This is a genomic window from Phytoactinopolyspora endophytica (assembly GCF_004138495.1).
GTDB lineage: Bacteria > Actinomycetota > Actinomycetes > Jiangellales > Jiangellaceae > Phytoactinopolyspora > Phytoactinopolyspora endophytica.
This window is the reverse complement of sequence record NZ_ML142870.1, coordinates 10,939-14,134: the sequence shown is the minus strand read 5'-3', so window position 1 is coordinate 14,134 and position 3,196 is coordinate 10,939. Positions and strand designations below refer to the sequence as shown.

Sequence of the window (3,196 nt, the reverse complement as noted above, 5' to 3'; positions counted from 1 at the left end):
AGGATCCGGACCGAGTTCCCCCGCCAGATCATCGTCGAGGACCACTGGATTCCCACCCGCGACGGCACCTGCCTGCACGCCCGGATCTGGCGGCCCGCCGATGCGGACGTCGAGCCGGTTCCTGCGTTGCTGGAGTATCTGCCCTACCGCAAGGACGACTGGACCGCGGTCCGCGACGCGCAGCGTCACCCCTGGTACGCCGGGCACGGCTATGCATCGGCCCGGGTCGACCTGCGCGGCTCAGGCAGTTCCGAGGGCGTGATGGTCGACGAGTACACCGAGGTGGAGCTCGCCGACGGCGTCGACGTGGTGCACTGGCTGGCGGAACAGCCGTGGTGCACCGGAGCTGTGGGCATGTTCGGCATTTCCTGGGGCGGCTTCAACTCATTGCAGATCGCCGCGTTGCGTCCGGAACCGTTGAAGGCGATCGTGACGGTCTGCTCCACCGACGACCGATACGACAACGACGTGCACTACATCGGCGGCGCCGTTCTCGGGATCGACATGCCGGCCTGGGCCGGGACGATGCAGGCGTTCACGGCGCGTCCCCCGGACCCGGCCGTCGTCGGTGAGCAATGGCGTGAGATGTGGCGCGAGCGGTTGGAGGCCGCGCAGCCGTTCCTGAGCACCTGGCTGTCACACCAGGAGCGCGATGCGTACTGGCGCCATGGCAGCGTCTGCGAGGACTACTCGTCTGTGCGAGCGGCCGTGCTGGCCGTCGGCGGATGGGCCGACCCGTACCGGGACACCGTGCTACGCCTGGTAGACAACCTACCGGGGCCGGTCAGAGGCATCCTCGGGCCGTGGGCGCACCGGTATCCGGACATCGAGCTGCCGCCTGGGCCCGCCATCGGCTTCCTGCAGGAGACCCTGCGGTGGTGGGACCACTGGCTCAAGGGCGAGGACACGGGCGTCCTGGATGAGCCGCTGCTACGCGCCTACCTGCAGGACGGCGTGGCACCCGCAACCGCCTATCCGCGTCGGGAAGGCCGGTGGGTCGGCGTCGACGTGAGCCTGCAGGCACCGCCGGGTGAGCCACCGTCGGGCCCATCGCCGGAGTCTCCGATCACGTGGCGGCGTACCGGGCTGGACGAGATGCGCAGCGCCTCCTTCACGGACGCCGACGGACACGTCGTCGTGCGCACTCCGCAGCACACCGGCGTCGACGCCGGCCGGTTCTTCCCGTTCGGTAACCCCAGCGACCTCCCGCCGGACCAGCGAGCCGAGGACGGCCGATCGGTCTGCTTCGACACGCCGCCGCTGACCGAGCCGCTGCCGGTTCTGGGGCAGGCCGCCGTCACGCTGCGCATGGCGTGTGACGTGCCGCGGGCGAACGTCGTGGTCCGGCTCTGCGATGTGGCACCGGACGGATCGTCCACCCTGGTCAGCCGGGGCGTACTCAACCTGATGACGCGGCACGGCCGGGACCGTGCGGTGCCCTGGACTCCAGGAGACATCGAAGACGTGCGGGTCGGCCTGACCGCCGCCGGTTACACCCTTCCGGCCGGCCACCGGCTTCGGCTAGCGGTGAGCACCACCTACTGGCCCTGGGTGTGGCCACACGGCGACACGGCGACGCTGCGCCTCGACCCAGCCGGGAGCGCTTTGACGGTGCCGCTATGGGACGGCGCCGTCGGCCTGGAGACGGCCGGCAGGGAGACGTCCGGAGCCGGGATCGCCTTCGACGAGCCGGAACAGGCGCCGCCGCTGGAGCATCGTGCAGGAGCTGGGGCCGACGGCCCGGAGCGGCAGGTGACACACGTCGTCGATACCGGCGAGTGGATCCTGAGCGTCGACCCGAACTACGGCGGGACGCGGATCTTCCCCGATGGTCTGCACTACACGGAGAAGGCACGGGAGACGTACCGGATCTGTGCGGACGATCCACTGGCAGCCAGGGCTTCGTCCGAGTGGCGTATCGCCCTGTCCCGCGGCGAATGGACCGCGAGCCTGCACACGTCGAGCGAGATGACGGCCACCTACGATGAGTTCGTGGTGGAGACGCTGCTGGAGGCGAGCGACGCCGATGGCGTGGTCGCCAAGCGGACGTGGCGGCATCGCATCCCCCGGACGTCGGGTTGACGGCGTGACCGAGGTCCGCCGTCGCCGGCCCCCCGAGGTCCGCCGCCAGATGATCGTCGAGGCGGCGATCCCACTGCTGCATGAGTTCGGCCTCCGCGGCGTCACGCTTCGGGGCATCGCACGCGCGGCCGGCGTTTCGGTCGGCACGGTCACTTATCACTTCCGCTCCGTGGACGACATCGTCGACGTCGCCGTCGCCCAGGACGTCACCGCCTACTACGAGCGTCTCGAGGAACGCATCCGCGCCGAGACCGACCCGCTCGCGGCGTTGGACGTCCTCGTCGACGGCGTCTTCACCGAGGAGACCCGACGGCATTGGCAGCTGTGGTTCGACTCCCTCGGATCGACTATGGAAGGCCGGGAGGTCCGCACCGGACAGCAGTCGCGCTACGCCCGGTGGAATGAGATGCTGCGCGCCATGGTGACAGGGGGTGTGGAAGCCGGCGCATTCGCCTCCGCCGATCCGGACCGGACCGTGTCGCTACTGGTCGCCTTGGTGGACGGACTCTCGCTGCAGCGGCTCCGGGGAGAACCCACGCTGACGTCGGAGCAGGCGCGTGATCATTTCCGTGCCGCGGCCGGTCAACTTCTCGGCATCACGGCCTGAGAACGTCCTCCTACGCGATATCTACAGCCACCGGTTCCGAGACGACGGAGTCGTCATCGATGCGTACGACACGGAAGCGGTTCTCACCGCTGCGCTGGGTCTGCACGTTGCCGCTGAACCCGCCGTCTGATCCGGTCGTCGTGGTCACCGGAAAGTCTTCCCAGTCCCCGCCGTCGATGCTGCGCTGGACCTGCAGCTCGACACCTTCCTCACCTGACTCGAGGCGGCCCTCGTAGTTGATCTCTTCATTGGACGCCGCGGATGACCTGTCGAGCGTGAAGGTCAGCTCGCCGTCCGCCGGCGGCTCGTCCCCTTCCTCGTCCTGCTCGTCCGGTTCGTCGTCGCCGGGAGCGTCGTCGTCGCCGTCGTCGGTGCCGTCTGGGGTCTCGGTGTCGGCTGGGTCGGTCGAGGCCGCGCTGGGCTCAGCGTCGTCGGACTGGGTGCCGAGATAGGCACCGACAGCAAAGCCGACGATCGCAGCCAGAATCAGGAAGGCGGCCAGCGTTC

At 69.3% G+C, this 3,196-nt stretch carries 2 protein-coding genes and 1 pseudogene; 2 read left to right on the top strand and 1 reads right to left on the bottom strand.

Annotated elements, in window-relative coordinates; all coding sequences use genetic code 11:
- Together ELR45_RS29570 and ELR45_RS29565 are read left to right on the top strand one after the other, a co-directional pair.
- Positions 1 to 2,082: CocE/NonD family hydrolase (locus ELR45_RS29570; protein WP_205857519.1), on the top strand; the 2,082-nt coding region annotated here is incomplete at its 5' end.
- Between the two features lie 4 nt (positions 2,083 to 2,086).
- Positions 2,087 to 2,689, top strand: a complete 603-nt coding sequence (locus tag ELR45_RS29565) for a TetR/AcrR family transcriptional regulator (protein WP_165368215.1) — start codon at positions 2,087 to 2,089, stop codon at positions 2,687 to 2,689.
- A gap of 10 nt (positions 2,690 to 2,699) precedes the next feature.
- Here the strand turns inward: ELR45_RS29565 and ELR45_RS29560 are convergent.
- A pseudogene (locus tag ELR45_RS29560) lies at positions 2,700 to 3,196 on the bottom strand (hypothetical protein); the annotation flags it as partial.